Origin of the sequence: Jannaschia pagri (assembly GCF_019655435.1) — a bacterium.
Classification (GTDB): Bacteria; Pseudomonadota; Alphaproteobacteria; order Rhodobacterales; family Rhodobacteraceae; genus Jannaschia; species Jannaschia pagri.
This window is the reverse complement of sequence record NZ_BPFH01000007.1, coordinates 23,935-39,884: the sequence shown is the minus strand read 5'-3', so window position 1 is coordinate 39,884 and position 15,950 is coordinate 23,935. Positions and strand designations below refer to the sequence as shown.

Annotated in this window: 14 protein-coding genes; 8 read left to right on the top strand and 6 right to left on the bottom strand. The window is 62.2% G+C overall.

Annotated features, from left to right (window positions below; genetic code table 11):
• Positions 1-763: 763 nt before the first annotated feature.
• Together K5R33_RS16235 and hspQ are read right to left on the bottom strand one after the other, a co-directional pair.
• Positions 764-2,851, bottom strand: a complete 2,088-nt coding sequence (locus K5R33_RS16235; protein WP_220750134.1) for an ATP-binding protein — start codon at positions 2,849-2,851, stop codon at positions 764-766.
• 98 nt (positions 2,852-2,949) lie between these two features.
• Entirely contained in the window at positions 2,950-3,276 is a 327-nt protein-coding gene (gene hspQ, locus K5R33_RS16230) for a heat shock protein HspQ (protein WP_220750133.1), read from the bottom strand.
• A gap of 85 nt (positions 3,277-3,361) precedes the next feature.
• Between hspQ and K5R33_RS16225 the strand changes: the two genes are divergently transcribed.
• On the top strand, positions 3,362-4,243 hold the full coding sequence (locus K5R33_RS16225) for an AEC family transporter (RefSeq protein WP_220750132.1): 882 nt from the start codon (positions 3,362-3,364) through the stop codon (positions 4,241-4,243).
• Between the two features lie 70 nt (positions 4,244-4,313).
• Positions 4,314-4,898, top strand: a complete 585-nt coding sequence (locus tag K5R33_RS16220; protein ID WP_220750131.1) for a transglycosylase SLT domain-containing protein — start codon at positions 4,314-4,316, stop codon at positions 4,896-4,898.
• Positions 4,899-4,925: 27 nt separating this feature from the next.
• On the opposite strand, the gene K5R33_RS16215 is transcribed toward K5R33_RS16220, so the two are convergent.
• Entirely contained in the window at positions 4,926-5,207 is a 282-nt protein-coding gene (locus K5R33_RS16215) for a flagellar biosynthesis protein FlgJ (RefSeq protein WP_220750130.1), read from the bottom strand.
• 2,423 nt (positions 5,208-7,630) lie between these two features.
• On the opposite strand from K5R33_RS16215, the gene K5R33_RS16210 reads away from it, so the two are divergent.
• A complete protein-coding gene (locus K5R33_RS16210; protein WP_220750129.1) occupies positions 7,631-8,173 on the top strand; it encodes a flagellar hook-length control protein FliK in 543 nt (180 codons plus the stop codon).
• A gap of 8 nt (positions 8,174-8,181) precedes the next feature.
• Entirely contained in the window at positions 8,182-8,841 is a 660-nt protein-coding gene (locus tag K5R33_RS16205) for a flagellar hook capping FlgD N-terminal domain-containing protein (RefSeq protein ID WP_220750128.1), read from the top strand.
• 441 nt (positions 8,842-9,282) lie between these two features.
• Here K5R33_RS16205 and ubiB read toward each other — a convergent pair whose 3' ends face one another.
• Together ubiB and ubiE are read right to left on the bottom strand one after the other, a co-directional pair.
• Complete coding sequence (gene ubiB / locus K5R33_RS16200; protein WP_220750127.1) at positions 9,283-10,818, bottom strand: 2-polyprenylphenol 6-hydroxylase; 1,536 nt, start codon at positions 10,816-10,818, stop codon at positions 9,283-9,285.
• A 7-nt stretch (positions 10,819-10,825) separates the two neighbouring features.
• A complete protein-coding gene (gene ubiE, locus K5R33_RS16195) occupies positions 10,826-11,578 on the bottom strand; it encodes a bifunctional demethylmenaquinone methyltransferase/2-methoxy-6-polyprenyl-1,4-benzoquinol methylase UbiE (RefSeq protein WP_220750126.1) in 753 nt (250 codons plus the stop codon).
• Positions 11,579-11,646: 68 nt separating this feature from the next.
• Between ubiE and mutM the strand changes: the two genes are divergently transcribed.
• Together mutM and K5R33_RS16185 are read left to right on the top strand one after the other, a co-directional pair.
• Positions 11,647-12,495 (top strand): bifunctional DNA-formamidopyrimidine glycosylase/DNA-(apurinic or apyrimidinic site) lyase, encoded by an 849-nt coding sequence (gene mutM / locus K5R33_RS16190; protein WP_220750125.1) that lies wholly within the window; start codon positions 11,647-11,649, stop codon positions 12,493-12,495.
• A gap of 124 nt (positions 12,496-12,619) precedes the next feature.
• Entirely contained in the window at positions 12,620-13,396 is a 777-nt protein-coding gene (locus K5R33_RS16185) for an enoyl-CoA hydratase (RefSeq protein WP_220750124.1), read from the top strand.
• Between the two features lie 39 nt (positions 13,397-13,435).
• Here K5R33_RS16185 and K5R33_RS16180 read toward each other — a convergent pair whose 3' ends face one another.
• Entirely contained in the window at positions 13,436-14,557 is a 1,122-nt protein-coding gene (locus K5R33_RS16180) for an RNA ligase (protein ID WP_220750123.1), read from the bottom strand.
• A 454-nt stretch (positions 14,558-15,011) separates the two neighbouring features.
• Between K5R33_RS16180 and rpsT the strand changes: the two genes are divergently transcribed.
• Positions 15,012-15,278: a 30S ribosomal protein S20 gene (gene rpsT / locus K5R33_RS16175; RefSeq protein ID WP_220750122.1), complete on the top strand. Its 267-nt coding sequence runs from the start codon at positions 15,012-15,014 to the stop codon at positions 15,276-15,278.
• 216 nt (positions 15,279-15,494) lie between these two features.
• Positions 15,495-15,941 (top strand): rhodanese-like domain-containing protein, encoded by a 447-nt coding sequence (locus K5R33_RS16170; protein WP_220750121.1) that lies wholly within the window; start codon positions 15,495-15,497, stop codon positions 15,939-15,941.
• Positions 15,942-15,950: the final 9 nt, after the last annotated feature.

The window sequence follows — 15,950 nt, the reverse complement described above, 5'->3', positions numbered from 1 at the left end:
ATCAAAAGCCTCCGACAAGCGCGCTTGGGAGACCTTAAGCTCATCAGCTGCGCATGTCGGGGATCGCAGGGGCTCTACTGGCTACACTCGCGGGAACGGCTACCCTGGTCCAGAACTGTCCCGCCTTCTTGAGCGCCTATTGGCACCGAGTAGTGAATTGCAGACGGCAGAGGCGGAGGCGTTTCGGCTCATCCTGCTACCAGCGAGCCAGCAGGTCGCCCTTCGCACCGGGGTTGCCGCCCCAGGAAAAGGATCGGCGCTCTTTCGAATAAGGGGTGCCAGTGCGTGCTCAATGGGCGCGACCACCAGCGCGCAGACGCAAAGAACTCATCATAGGACTTCGCACATGCGCGCCTGGGAGATTCTAGACTCATTGGCTTCGCATCATCGCCAGGCAAACACAGAGATGCCAATGGCAGTTATTTCGCAGACAACGGTCTTCCCTGGGCCGACTGAGAGCGACGGGAGGGCCGATCAGATGATCTCATTTCCAAAACCACCGCACTCTTGGTTTCCGCGAGTGCAGTTGCTCCATGGATAGCATCTTAGGGGCTATTACCGATCAAACAGCCACTTTCGGTAACGTGGACCGGCGGACAACACTGCCTCCGTTCGGCCACTCCTCCTACCAGATAAACCCGGAGCGCCGCATCACACCGCGATCCACCTCAGCAATCGAGATGGGGTTAGCGCGCCGTCGCTGATCACCCATGGACCAACGGCCAACCGCCCTTGCCTGCGATTTCCTCTGTGTAGATCCCAGCTACCCCGGCCCACCTCCCGTCCGATCCAAGACGGCTCCAATTGCCTCTAGCAGAGCGTCTTTCCGCACCGGTTTGGTTTGGTGACTGACGAACCCAGCCGCCTCCAGACGTTCGGTCATTTCCGCGCCGGTATGGGCAGTCAGCGCAATGATCTGAGGTTTAGCACCACCGACCTTCGCGGCATGGGCCTTGATGGCCGCCGTCGCCTCAAACCCATCCATGATCGGCATAGAGATATCCATCAGAACAATCGCCGGCGGGGTCGCCTGGTAAGCGGCGAGCGCTTGAGCGCCATCCTCGACGACCTCCAACTCGAACTGATCTGTCGGCAGCATCCGCTCCAACAGGAACCGGTTTGTGGCGTTGTCGTCAGCGATAAGAATACGAGGCTTGCTGGGCGCAACAGGCGTCTGAGGCGGGATCTGCGTCGGTTGCGCTGACGCCGCATCGGCAATGGCGCGGCGCAGCTCCGTCCCCCGAACAGGCAAGGGTAGAACGCTGTGCAGCCGGTCTGACAACCCCGCGGGAACGGCGGCTGCGGGCCCCAGGGCGATGACAGCACCATCGGTTGGTGGGGGTGTCTGGATGCCGTCCCCCACAGGCAATACGGTCAGCTCCGCCCCCTGCCCCGCGCGCGTCACCACCTGCCCAGCCGCCGACAGTCGTTGGGCCAAGACATCCCCTTGGATGCCTGTCCCGGCGGGCACGCAGAGCGTCGCGCCCAACGGGTCGACCGGGTCAGGCCAAGGCGCGGTCAGCCCTAAGGGCAGGGTGAGCCGGAAACAGGCGCCCTGCTCTTGACCATCGACAATGGCGACATCCCCGCCAAGCCGCTCCGCCAGGCCCTTTGAAATGGTCAGACCCAGGCCCGTCCCCTCTTTCTGGGGCCGCCCATCTTCTACCTGGCTAAAAGCCTCGAAGACAGCGGCCCGCTGATCGACTGGGATGCCAGGGCCCGTGTCTTGGACATCGAGGGTGAGGCGCGCGCCGGAGCCGTCAGGGCTTAGGGTCACGCGGACGACCACATGGCCTGCATCTGTAAACTTCAGCCCGTTGCCCACCAGATTCATGACGATCTGACGAATGCGTCCGCCATCGCCGATGACGTCTACAGGCGCATCCAGCGGATAGTCCAAGGCGACCGTCAGCCCTTCGGCGGGTTTGCCGGCACCCGCCAGACGCAGGCAATCGCAGAGCATCGCCTCCAGGTCGAACACCTCGGACCGGACGTCCAAATGCCCGGCCTCCAGCCGCGAGACATCCAAGGTATCGTTGACGATGACCAGGAGAGCCTCAGCCGAGTCACGGATCGTCCGGACGTATTCCTTGGCTTCCGGGTCGAGATCTTGATCGCAAAGCATCTCTGATAGGCCAAGGACGCCATTCATGGGGGTCCGCATCTCATGGCTCATCCGAGCCAGAAAGGCCTGCTTGGCCAGCGCCATTTGTTCCGCGCTTTCGCGGGCGGCGGCGAGGCTGTCTTCCCGCGCCTGCACGTCCGAGATGTCAATCGCGAGGCTAACGATGTCACCGTCCGGTGCGCGCCGGTCCTGAAAGCGGATGGAGCGCCCGTCGAAGGTTTGGAGCACCTGCATGCCAATTTGGTCTTGCTGCCATCGGTCCAATTGCGCGGCGACCCATTCGTCCGGATCCTCTGCTTCGATGGCAAAGGCGCCTTCCTCGGCGGCGGCCAAAAACATGTCTTCGGCCGTGGCCCCCGGCCCGATTTCAGAGGCCGCATCGAAGAGGTTCAAGTAGACCGTGTTGGCCGCAACCAACCGCCCTGACGCATCGAATAGGGCAAACCCGTCGCGCATCGCCTCCAGCGCGTGCCAAAGCCTGCGGCGCGCGCGATCGGCCTTTTCCGCCGCTTCCTTACGCTCCGCCATAACCTGCTTCTGTCGGTCGGTGAGGCGGACGTTCGTCTCCCGCTCCGACAAGTATCGAAGCGAGAGACGGTCTGCGTTGGCCACGAGGGCCGAATGGGCGCGGCTCAGCTCATGCCGAGTACGGTCGAGCGTGCGTTCCGCCGCGAGACGGCGTCTGCGCTCCTGAAGGTAGAGATTATCGGGCGGCGATCCGTCCATGATCTCCCCTCTGCGACAGACAAACGTCATCCGGTTCCCGGACGGGACGGTGTTCGCACAGAGGAATGAAGGCCTGGTTAACTGCCGCGCGGAGGCGATTAGTTTAAATCCACGTGGAGCGGGTAGGACCGACCGTCAAAGGCACCAAACAAATCGCCCAGATCCGGGTGGGTCACAGGCTCCCCGGACTTGTCGAGCATAAGGTTTTGCTCAGACACATACGCGACGTAGTAGCTTTCGTCGTTCTCCGCCAAAAGGTGGTAGAACGGCTGGTCCTTGCGCGGTCGGGCATCCTGGGGGATGGCGTCGTACCATTCTTGCGTGTTCGAAAACTCCGCATCGACATCAAAAATCACGCCCCTAAAGGGATGTTTCTTGTGGCGGACCACTTCGCCCAAGGCGTATTTGGCTTCATTCTGGAGCATAGCGTTGCCCTTTCCCCTGCCCGTTCCTAGACCGGGGGAGCGCGTCTTGTAAATCAGCCGCGCGCCGAATCGGCGGAAACATACTGTGACACTGGCATTTACAGTCCTCACGATCGTGGCACCGGTATTTGCCCTAGCCGCCATCGGATTTGCATGGGTTCGGCTGGGCCTGGACTATGACACGGACTTCGTGTCGCGCCTGGCCATGAACCTCGCCGTGCCCTGTCTCGTGTTCGTTGCACTGGCCCAGGGCGATATCGACCCGGGCGCGGCGGGTCAGGTAACCCTTGCAACACTGGTCACCTACGGCGCGATGTTTGCGGCGTTTCGGGTCGTCTGCGCCGTCCTGCGGTTGGACCTCCGGACCTATTGGGCGCCTCTGGTGTTCGGCAATACGGGGAACCTGGGCCTGCCACTGGCTCTGTTGGCCTTTGGACAGGTCGGGCTTGGCTATGCGGTTGTCGTGTTTTCCGTCACGGCGATTCTGCAGTTCACGCTCGGCATCTGGCTGGTCTCGGGTGGCGGCAATCCCTTGCGTGCCCTGCGAGAGCCCATGGTGGGCGCGACCTTGCTCGGCGCACTGTTCCTATGGCGGGGCTGGGCCGTGCCAGAGGTGGCGCTGTCCTCGCTCGATCTGGTGGGACAGATGGGGATCCCGCTCATGCTGCTGACGCTTGGGGTCGCGGTCGCCCGGATGCGGCCCCAGGGTGTTCTGCGCATGGGGGTTTTGTCGGCGCTCAAAGTCGTCATCTGTGCGGGGCTGGCCCTGGCCGTGGGGTTGGCTTTCGGCTTGGACGACACCGCGCTTGCTGTAATGGTGGTCCAATTCGCGACCCCCGTCGCTGTCAGTTCCTACCTTTTGGCCGTCCGCTATGGCGCTGATGCCCCGCCCGTTGCGGGTCTCGTTGTTGTCTCAACGGTGATGTCCGTGGGGGCCTTACCGCTGATCCTGGCGGCCTTCGTATGATGTGATTGTCCGAATCGCACCGCATCGGTTAGTCTGCCTGGAACGGTAAAACAAAAGCCGAGCAGTTATTATGAAACGTTTCGTGCAGATCGCCTGTCTGCTCCTTCTTGCTGCGTGCAGTGGTGGCAGTGGTGGGTCGGGCAGTGCGCCGCGCAATTTGGACAACGCGTGTTCGATCCTCGACCAGCGACCAGGATACTTGAGAGCCTTTCGCGCGGCAGAGCGCAAATGGGGCGTCCCGGTTCACGTACAGATGGCGACGATTTATCAGGAATCGAAGTTTATCGCCGATGCGCGCACGCCATTGCGATACTCCCTGGGCGTTATTCCCATTGGGCGCCAGAGCAGTGCCTTCGGCTATTCCCAAGCGCTGGATGGCACCTGGAAGGAATACCAGAATCAGGAAGGCGGGCGCAGAACGAGACGAGATAGCATCCGCGATGCTACGGATTTCATGGGATGGTACATGGCGGCCACGCAGCGGTCCCTTGGGATCTCACTGAACGATGCGCGCAACCAATACCTTGCCTATCATGACGGTCGCACGGGGTATCGGCGCGGCTCCTACAGGGCGAAACCCTGGCTGATCCGTATTGCAGGAGAGGTTGGCGCGCGGTCTGAGATGTACCGAACGCAGCTGGCGTCCTGTCGCTAGACCACGTCCCCTGCCACGGGGGGCGCCTCAGCCCAAGGTCTTGGCCATGGACCGATAAATCGCCTCGGCCAGTCCTGTCTGACCCGATGACGCCACGGCCTGGGCCTGCACCTCTTGCAGGAAACTGTCGAACTGCGACCGCTCGCCCGTGATGGACGGCGCTCCGGTACCAGATGCGCGAAGCAGTTCTTTGAACAGAAACGTTTCCATCGCGGTCGCTTGATCGCGGAGGGCGGCCTCCCGCGCGTCAGCCGAGGGCGGAGCCACAAGTGGCGTCAATGGAGACGAGGCAAGAGGCGTTTCAGTCATTGCAATCCTTTCGGTCGCTGTGTCGACAAGCCGTAAAGCACCGATGGGTAAAGGATTTCGTAACGAGCGCCGCGTATCACCAGGTCCACAGCGAGTCGGGAGGCGCCGGAGACATGTTACAGTTGCCGATGATGCAAGCGGGTTCCGACGGCCACACCACGCCACGCTCGGTTAAGGCATCCGATGGCAAGGATCTTGCTGAGGCACTAGATGCCTTTCGGCAGGCGGTTCTGGCCCCCGCGTCACCCGCTGACACGCCAACAAGACAAGACGCATTGCCGCCAATGCACGGGGCGCCTTCTCCGTCCGGTCAGACGGCTCAAGCTAAATCTCCGGCGGAGGCCTCTGCGGATCAGCCTATCCTCCAGCAAGGGAACAGTGATGTCCCTCGCACCGTCGTAGGGGCGGCCACGTCGACAACGGACGTACCTAAGGCTCAGGCAGACTTCGACCCCCTAGGGCAGACGCCAGTCGAAGCGTCCGCCCAACACAACGACGCGCACCCTCTTTCTATGCCGACCAGAGAGTCTTCGTCGCTGGCCCCTCATCCAGACTACGGCCAAACTTCAGAGCAAGAGGACCGGGTTTTCGAGGCATCTAACACCGCCGCGCCTCTTACCGAGTCAGGGAAGGCGGTTATGCCGACGCCGGTGGTGCAGCTAAACCCAATGCCACAAACAGATCCGCCCTTGAACGCCACTGTCGTTCATAACAAGGCGCCTAACGCCACTGACACGGTGGAGGGCGTCGCTGCAAACAGACCTGACGTAGAGCCCAGGGCACCTGCCGAAGTCGGTTCAATTTCAGCGGGGCGGTCGAACCTGCGCCGAACTGCTGGTTCTGAGACCACGACTGCATGGAACGATTTCGACCAAAGCAACCTGGTTACAGCGAGTGTTTCAACGGCCACCTCGAACCCTGACCGTCCGTTACCCTACAGAACTGAAGTATCGCCGCCCGACGGACTGCCGGGACTGCAGAGCGCGCCAGCCGATGCCGCTGCCGGGCACGCGCCACCCTTCGCACCGACATCCGCGACAGCAGTCGCATGGCCATCCGCCGAAACCGGTGCGTCTTCGTCCGCACGGACCGATTCGCCCCAATCCGCACCGGCATTTTTCGCGCCCACCAAATTCGTAGCCGCGGACGGCTCGCCCAAGGATGTGCTCAGCCGCCACGGACCAAAACACGTTACGGGCGATGCTGGTGCGGGCGAACGTGTCTCAAGACCAATCCCAGATGGCCCTCCGGCGCCGATGACACGCGGCGCATCATATTCGGGCATGACTCCGAACCTTCAGCCCGCGATACCTGTATCCAAGCGCCATGAACCAATGGGGACGCCAACTACTGTCGATTTGCCGCCACTAACGAATGCCCGGCACCCATGGCGCACAACCATCACACAGAATGATCTAGCGCCCACGAGAGCGCCCACCCAATCTATACCGCAGGCGGATCAACCTCTGACCCCTTCGGCGCAGCCGATCGACATTGCGACTCAATCCGCAAACAGCGGATTTCAAAACAACGGCATGCCGACGGAACAGCCACACCAAGGAGTAGCCGCACGGACGAACGACGGGAACGCTAAGGCAACCTCTGCCCCAGCACATCAATCCGAGCGCCAAAGTGACGTGCCGCCGCAGAACTCTGTGGAAACAAAGTCAACCAATGTGAGGACAGATCCCCAAATGCCGGTTGACCCGATGATCGGGCGAAAGGCTTCAAGGCATTCCTCCATTCAACCCGTCGTGCCCCAAACCCAGAACAGCGCGCCGGGTACTCACAAAACTGCCCTCCCGCCAGATGACGCGCCCGCCCAAAAGAATCTTCCTCCATTACCGGCGCAATCGGTTGCTACCGCCCGTCAAATGCCAACGCCAACCGCAGCCGGAGACGGTCCGCCGATACCTGCCACGCGTCAGATTTATCCGGGGGAGACCGTACCGACAGGGACGGCGCCGGCGACCGTACGACAATCATCAGATCTGCTGCGAACGCTCCAAGCAGGGCCCGTGCAAGACCGTCCGCCGACCGCAACTGGCCAGGCTCCTGCTCCGTCATTGGACGTCAAAATGGGGCAACAAAACCTTGGGATCCAAGATGCGCAACGCGCGGCGCCCGAAGGTCCTCCCACAGCAGCCCAGGCAGCACCGTCACCGTCAAACGACAGCGCGTCGCCACGGGACGTAAGTCCTCCACAAGCGAGAGGTATCTCTGATCGGGTCACAGCGTTGGAACGGATGCTTGATACCAACGATACCCCGACGGCTCCCAAACAACGGGACGGACTCGTCCCGCAACATGTTGCTGCTCCCACGGCTAGAAACGTCGCTCCGGATTCCTCTGCCGCGCCACCCCTGCCCTATGGCGGGACCGGTTCCGCTCCAAAACCCGACACGGCGGCGGCGAGGCCAGACATGTTGACCGCCACGACCGAGACGCTCCTGTCCGGCGCTGCCAATCAGTCAGTCGCCTCGGCGCAGCCGCTCCCACCGATCATGACGTTGGATGGCACAAATCTCGCCCAAGCCCTCCGGCATCAGGTGCAGACTCTGGTGGACTTGCAGCAGGCGGCGGGCGCGGATGTACGTCGCCTGCAAGCTACCGAGGGGGACCACCAAACACAGATCGAATTAGCCCCAGCGGAACTTGGACGGCTGAAACTGATCCTGCGATCAACGGATGTGGGGCTCAGTCTCATTGTGACTGCCGAACGGCCCGAGACGTTAGACCTCGTCCGGCGGCACATCGACGGTCTACAGCGGAGCCTTCAAGCAGATGGGGTCGTCTTGGACTCCGTCGACATCGGGACATCGGGCGGCAACGCACGGGCCCATGGACAACAAAGCCATAGCGACGGCGACGCGCCACCCACCTCAGAGGCCGCGACCGACTCGTCACCGATGCCTGCCCCAACCAGTCTTGATCGCGCTACCGGGCGCCTCGACCTCAGTTTTTAGGAAGACCCATGGACATCACCTCCGTCACGCAAGCCTCGACCAGCCCCCCAAGTCAGGAAGCACAATCGCGACAGGCGCTTAGCTCTGACCTGGACACTTTTCTGAAGTTGCTGACCGCTCAAATCGAGAACCAGGACCCCCTGGAACCGACCGACGGGACGGAATACGCGGCCCAGTTGGCGCAGTTTTCCAGCGTGGAACAATCGGTACGAACCAACGAACTCCTGTCGGAATTGATCGCTGGACAGGGGCAGCAAGACAGCGCGTCGGCAGCGGACTTGATCGGACTTGAGGTCCGCCATACGGGCGCCGTTGTGGTCAATGGCGCGGCCACGCCGTTGCTGCTGGATATCCCCTTAGCGGCCGACCGCGCCGAGTTGGTGGCCTATGATCCCAGCGGGACCGAGGTTTTGCGCAGGCCGATTGATCCCACCACGCAGACCTTGGAATGGTCTGGCGGCGATGGGCGCGGTGGCACGCTTCCGGACGGTGTTTATACCTTGAAAACCGCCGCCTATGCGGGTGCCCAAGATCTGGGGGAGCGGGCCGTCGGACACTACGGGAAGGTGAAGGAGGTAACATTGGGTCCAGATGGCACCCGGCTCATCCTGCCAGGCGCGGTTTCCCTTCCACTCTCGGAGATGGAGGCCGTCCGCGCCCCTGCATGAGATCGAAAGTGATTGGTCTTCGAACGGCAGTCTCAGGCCGAAGATGGTGGTTCAGAGGAGCCTCAGACAACGATCCAACAATCGCTTTGAGCCAACCAGGCGAGAACAACAGGGATGCAATGGGGCTCTGATGTTCACTAACCGAGTGCTTACAGGTCGATGAGAACATCGCGGCATAACAGATCGGCGCGACCGAAGTGCCAGCACGCGCTGCAAGTTTGGGCGATGATATGCCGGACGGTAACCGGAGCATCGCCTAACCCCGGCCATGCAGGACAAACCTCCCGCCGCGCAGGCAGCCACTCAGCATCCCAGGACGTCTACGTGACTGGACCCACAGCATGACCAAAAACACCCCCCGGTACGGAGACATCAGCGGACACCTCCAATCACCACATCTTCGGATAACCTACACAGATGAGCAAAACGGTCGATGTGGGTTCATACACCGGCCCAATGGGCAATCGCTGCGCCCATCCCGGTGGCCGCGACACCCGCCAAAAACCACGCGGGGCCAATCCACCGCGAGCCATCGGCGCGTGACGGCTCCGCCTGGACGCGGCGTTTCAAAGCGGCATCCACAGCTTCGGGCAGATGCGGCCCAAAGCGCGACAGCACCTGCGCCGTGCGATACAGGTCACGGACCGCCGCCTGTGGCCCCAGGTTCTCGCGGATGTAGCGTTCGACCTCGGGGCGGGCCGCTTCCCAAATATTCATATGGGGGTTCAGGGTTCGGGCGACGCCCTCAACCACGACCATCGTCCGTTGGAGCAGCAACAACTCCGTCCGGGTCTCCATCCCAAACCGTTCCGTCACTTCGAACAGATAGGCCAACAGCCGTCCCATGGAGATGCGAGAGGCATCCATGCCAAAGATCGGTTCTCCGACGGACCGCAATGCCTGGGCGAAGAGGTCCACATCGCGGTCAGCAGGCACATATCCGGCCTCGAAATGCAGCTCGGCCACGCGACGGTAGTCCTTGCGGATGAACCCCATCAGGATCTGAGCGTAAACGCGGCGCGTGTATTCATCGAGGCGCCCCATGATCCCGAAATCCAGCGCGATGATATCCCCCGACGGCGCCACCTTCAGGTTGCCCTGGTGCATATCGGCATGAAAATAGCCATCGCGCAGGGCGTGGCGCAGAAACATTTGCAGCACGCGATCCGCCAGCGCGGCACGGTCGACCCCGGCGGCATCCATCGCTTCCAGGTCCGCCATCTGGACCCCTTCGGCCCAATCCAGCGTCATCACCGCCCGGCCGGACAGCGTCCATTCGACGCCCGGCACCGTAAATCCTTCATCGCGCGCCGTATTGGCCTTGAACTCACCGGCGGCAGCGGCCTCGGTCCGCAGGTCTAGCTCTTGCTGAACGGTTTCGTCGAAATGGGCGATCACATCCATGGGCCGCAGCCGCCGGGCCGCAGGCGACAGCATCTCTAGCACGCGGGCGCCCAGGTAAAAGGCGTCGATATCCTTGGAAAAGGCCTTCGCGATTCCAGGGCGCAGCACCTTGACCGCAACCTTGCGGTGGTCGGAGGCCAGCCGCGCCTGGTGCACTTGGGCGATGGAGGCAGCGGCGACAGGCTCTGAGAATTCCGAGAACAGCCTGTCCACCGGAATTTCCAAATCCCGCTCGATCATCTCGCGCGCTTGATCCGTGGGAAACGGCGGCAACTTGTCTTGCAGCACACGCAATTGCAGCGCCAAATCCCCACCCACAAAATCGGGGCGCGTCGATAGGATTTGGCCAAGCTTGATGTAGCTCGGCCCCAGCGCCGTGATCGCCCGCGTGACAGGAGGCAACCCCGGGTCGCCTTCGTAGCCGAGCCACCGGAATGGCCAGCCCAGAACACGCGCGACGATGCGCACCTCGCGCGGCGCGTTCAGCTGGTCCAGCACCACATCCATGGCGCCAGTCTTCTCAAAGGTCCCGGCGGTCCGCACCAGCCGCCAGATGTTATGGGGTCCCCTCACGGTGCGCTCACAGCTTCCAGCCGGAATGGAGCGCGGCAATCCCCATGGACAAATTGCGGTATTTCACGTTCTCGAACCCCGCATCCACGATCATGCCCGCGAACCGGTCCTGATCAGGGAACTGCCGGATCGATTCGACCAGATATTGATAACTGTCCCGGTCCCCTGTGATCGCCTGGCCCATGGGCGGGATCACGTTGAAGGAATACAGGTCATAGGCCTTTTGCATCAGCGGATTGGGGAGCTGGCTGAACTCCAACACCATGAGCCGCCCACCCGGGCGCAAGACGCGGAACGCCTCTGACAGGGCCTCATGAATCCGGGTCACGTTCCGAATGCCAAAGCTGATGGTGTAGACGTCGAACGTGTTGCTCTCGAATGGCAAAGCCATGGCATCGCCCACGACCCAATCGAGATGCTCCGCTTGGGAGGCCGCCTCCGCCCGCTCACGACCCGCGACCAGCATTCCCTCGGTCATGTCGCAGACCACCGCACTGGCCCCCGGCGCACGGTCCAGAAACCGAAAGGCAATGTCGCCCGTGCCACCGGCCACATCCAGCAGACGCTGATCGGCGCGCGGGGCAAGCCAGTCCATCATCGCATCCTTCCAGATACGGTGGATGCCCAGCGACATGGCGTCGTTCATCACATCGTACTTGGACGCGACCGAGGTGAAGACACCGTGCACTCGGCCGGCCTTTTCCTCCTCTGGGATGTCTTCGAACCCGAAATGGGTGGTGCGGCCGGTCTCTTGCGTCATGTCGCCCGTGTCCTCATGTGTCTGGATGACTTATAGGGCGCACGCGCCTGCCTGCAACGCGAGGGGCTATGCCTGAACTGCCAGAAGTGGAGACCGTGCGGCGCGGCCTCGCCCCCGCGCTAGAGGGCGCGCGTCTGACACAGGTCGATGTGAACCGTCCAGACCTCCGTTGGCCGTTTCCCACAGACATGTCCGCGCGGCTGACCGGGGCGACGATTACGGCGTTGGGACGGCGGTCGAAGTATCTGCTGGCCCATCTGGACCGGGGCGAGACGCTGATCGTGCACTTGGGGATGTCGGGCCGGATGGTTGTGGACGATACCCGCTTGGGGCAGTTCCACCGCGACCCCGCCTGGCTGCCGCGGCATGACCATGTGGTGTTTCACACCGGGACCCATCGCGTGACGTTCAATGACGCGCGGCGGTTCGGATTTATGGATCTTGTGGCCACTGACGCCCTAGAGACCAGCCGACATTTCGTCCGCATGGGGCCGGAGCCTTTGGGCAATGGGTTCAACGAGGACTATCTGGTTGCCGCCTTCGCGGGTCGGAACACCCCCGTGAAATCGGCTCTGCTGGACCAGCGCATCGTCGCGGGCCTCGGCAATATCTACGTCTGCGAGGCGCTGCACCGGGCGGGCATCTCCCCCCTGCGCAAGGCCGGGCGCATCGCGTCGCCTCGGGTGCGCAGCCTGGTGCCGATTATCCGCGATGTCTTGGGCGAGGCGATTGAGGCGGGCGGCTCCTCCTTGCGCGACCATCGGCAGGCGGACGGAGAGCTTGGCTACTTTCAACACACCTTCCGTGTCTACGACCGCGAAGGCACCCCCTGCCCCACGGACGGGTGCGGCGGAACGATTCGGCGGACGGTTCAGGCCGGACGGTCCAGTTTTCATTGCGTCATCTGCCAAAGGTGAGGGGCGAAAGTCACAGCAACTGCTCAACAATTGCGCAGTGACCCCGGGGCGCCGGGTGAGGTGACTTGAACCTGCGCGCTTTCGGGGGCAGGCAAGGGGACCCGACCAACCTGCGGAGCGTGTCATGGGCTATGAAACTTTGAACGTCGACGTGACCAACCATGTCGCCGTCATCAAGCTGAACCGTCCCGATGCGCTCAATGCGCTGAACTCCAAACTGCTGACCGAATTGGCGAAGGCCATGGGCCAGGCCCAGGGCAACGATAAGGTGCGCTGCATCGTGCTGACCGGCTCGGACAAGGCCTTTGCCGCCGGGGCAGACATTCGCGAGATGTCAGAGAAGAATTTCGTCGACGTCTTCATGGGCGACCTGTTTGGGCCCGAGACCGATGCGATCCTGCGGGTCCGCAAGCCGATCATCGCCGCCGTGGCGGGCTATGCCCTGGGCGGCGGCTGTGAGTTGGCGATGATGTGCGATTTCATCATCGCCGCCGATACCGCCAAATTCGGCCAACCCGAGATCAACCTGGGCGTGGTGGCTGGCATCGGTGGGACCCAGCGCCTGACCCGCGCCGTGGGCAAGGCCAAATCCATGGACATGCACCTGACAGGCCGTTTCATGGACGCCGAAGAGGCGGAGCGCTCTGGTCTGGTCAGCCGCGTGGTGCCCGCCAAAAAACTGATGGATGAGGCGATGTCGGCGGCAGCCAAGATCGCCGAAAAGTCGATGATTACCGCCACCGCCGTCAAAGAGGCCGTCAACCGCAGCCAAGAGGTCGGGCTGTCCGAGGGCCTTCTGTTCGAAAAGCGGATGTTCCACGCGCTCTTCGCCACCGAAGACCGGGCCGAGGGCATGTCGGCCTTTGTCGAAAAGCGCGAACCCCAGTTCCGCGATAAATAAGAGGGAGTGCGGGACACCCGAGAGCGTCCCGCACCTTTGCTAGGCGTCCGTCCCGACCGGGATACCTGTCCATTCCGTCAAGAGCAGATCGCGCATCGCATCCACCTGTGTGGACGAACGCCCTGCGGAGGCAAGCAGTACCAGAACGCTTTCCCAAGGGTCTTTGCCGTCCAACATCATAAAGGCGATCTTGCGCAGCCTCGGCTCAAGGTTCGCCGTGATGCGCTCAGCCGCTTGCCGCCTGTCCAGGTCGGTCACCGTCTCTACAAAGGCCTGAACCTCACGTTGCAGAACATGCAACCGCGCCATCAACCCATTGCGATACGCATGTGCCCGCGCCGCGACATCCGGCGGAAGCAAGGGAAGAACATCGTCTAACCCGTCTTCCGCGATAAGCCGCATGAGGTCCTTTTCATGGGCCAAGCCAGCCAACGCCCGGTGCCGCAAAACATAGGCATCCGCCTTCAATTTGTAGCGGGTGCCATCGGCAAAGGCGACGACCCGGCCCTCCTGCCCCTCTAGGGCACGCCCATCGCGGATGAAGGCCCGAATGTCCTTGATCGGTTCGAACACCTGAACCACCGGCACGGCCCAGGTCGCCGCCAGGTCGCGCAGCTCTTCAATGGGCGCGTAGCGTCCCGACACAGTGTCCCGGACCGCCAGCAGGGTCAGCGCCGGAGACGGGTAGTTGATCACGATCTGATTGTCGGGCGCCGTGTACTCAAAGATCGGTGTCCGCCCTGCCGCCAGAAGGGCCGCAGACAGCGCCCAAACGCCGTCAGACGCCCATGCCTCTGCCGCACGAGCCTGAGCGGACAGGCCTTTCCGCGTCATCAAGACCAGTTTCCCACCGATTTGCGCCGGATGGACCATCGACCCATCTAGCTTATCCATAACGACATGGGGTCCGGACCAATCGACCTCCGACGGATCTTCCCGCTCCCCAATGTTGAAAAACTTGTGGAACGGACGCGCGATCAGACGGCCATCTTCGTCGAACTTCAGGCCCCGGCATTGCTGCGCCACTGAATTGGCAAATGTGCCATCCGTGACATAGCTGTAGTCCACGAAGCTGTAGCCTTCGCGGTGCGCGACGAAGAGGCCTGCATCCTGCGGCAAGTGAGGCGTCACGTCGGCCAGTGTTCTGATCTCGATCTCCATTGGGTTTCTCCTGGGGGAAGGGTGCCAAGCGGCACAAAAAAAGCCGCCTCCGATGGTGGGGGCGGCTTGGGTCCGTCTCAGTGTGGTGACCGGATCTACCGGTTGCACACCTGTCGGATGAGCCACCTGTTGCGCGCCTGACGGTCACCATCCGACAAACCGTTGCGCGAGAAGGCGAAACGGACGACGGCATTATCGTGTGACTGACAAAGCGGCATGGTTGAACTCCTGCCGGTGCGTCTAGGGGGCGGGATGGCGCCCTGTCAACGGCGTGGCTCGATATCGACTCCGGCCCCTGCGCTTGACCCGCCCGCACCTTGGGCGTATGCGCAGCCCATCATGCGTGTGAGGCCCGCTCTGGCCGGATTGGATCCGTGACGGTTTTGACCGTTGCCGAGGGTCGGTGGTTTGCACGCGAATGTACGAAACAGACCGTCCCGAAAGGACCAATCACATGGCCAATTCGCCCCAAGCCAAAAAGCGCGCCCGCCAGAACGAGCGTCGCTTTGCCGTCAACAAAGCCCGCCGCTCGCGCATCCGCACGTTCTTGCGCGCCGTGGAAGAGGCCATCGCCTCCGGCGACCAAACCGCCGCCGCCGCTGCGCTGAAAGCCGCCCAGCCCGAGTTGATGCGTGGCGTGACCAAAGGCGTGTTCCACAAGAACACAGCAGCCCGCAAAATGTCCCGTCTGGCAGGCCGCGTGAAGGCCATGGGCGCCTGATTCTGGTTTGCTGCCTACGCAGTGAAAACACAGTCAAGAGATTCGAAAGCCCGCCACTGCGCGGGCTTTTTTTATGAATTAATTCTAGATCTTATCATCCGTGTGACAGATTCTTGGCAGTCCCGGACGGAGTCAAGTTCGAAGAGTCGTTGAAGGCCCCAGGCTCCAAAAGCTATCACCTTGCTCAGCGAGTCAGATCGCACATGGGGATAATGAATGGGCACGGATGCGGAGCCGTTGGTCTCTGAGGTACACCCTCAGAGAGCTTGGGAAATCTTGTCTGCCGACACCGCAGCCGTCCTTGTCGATGTTCGGACCCAGCCGGAGTGGACCTTCGTTGGGGGACCCGATTTATCGGCCCTTGGTCGTGATGCCATTCGTCTTGAATGGAAGTCATGGCCAGGCATGTCTCAGAACCCGACGTTTGTCGGGGCGCTGCTGGAGCAAGCGCGGCCTTTGCCGTCCGCGTTTTTGTTCCTGTGTCGCTCCGGCGCACGTTCTTTAGACGCGGCTCAGGCCGTCGCGTCAGCGCTTGATGAGAGGGGGCATCACGTTCCCTGCATCAACGTCGCCGAGGGGTTCGAGGGCGATCTGGACGCTGAGGAGAAGCGGGGGGGCCTGAACGGTTGGAAGGCCCGGGGATTGGCGTGGCGTCAGTCCTGAAACAACAAC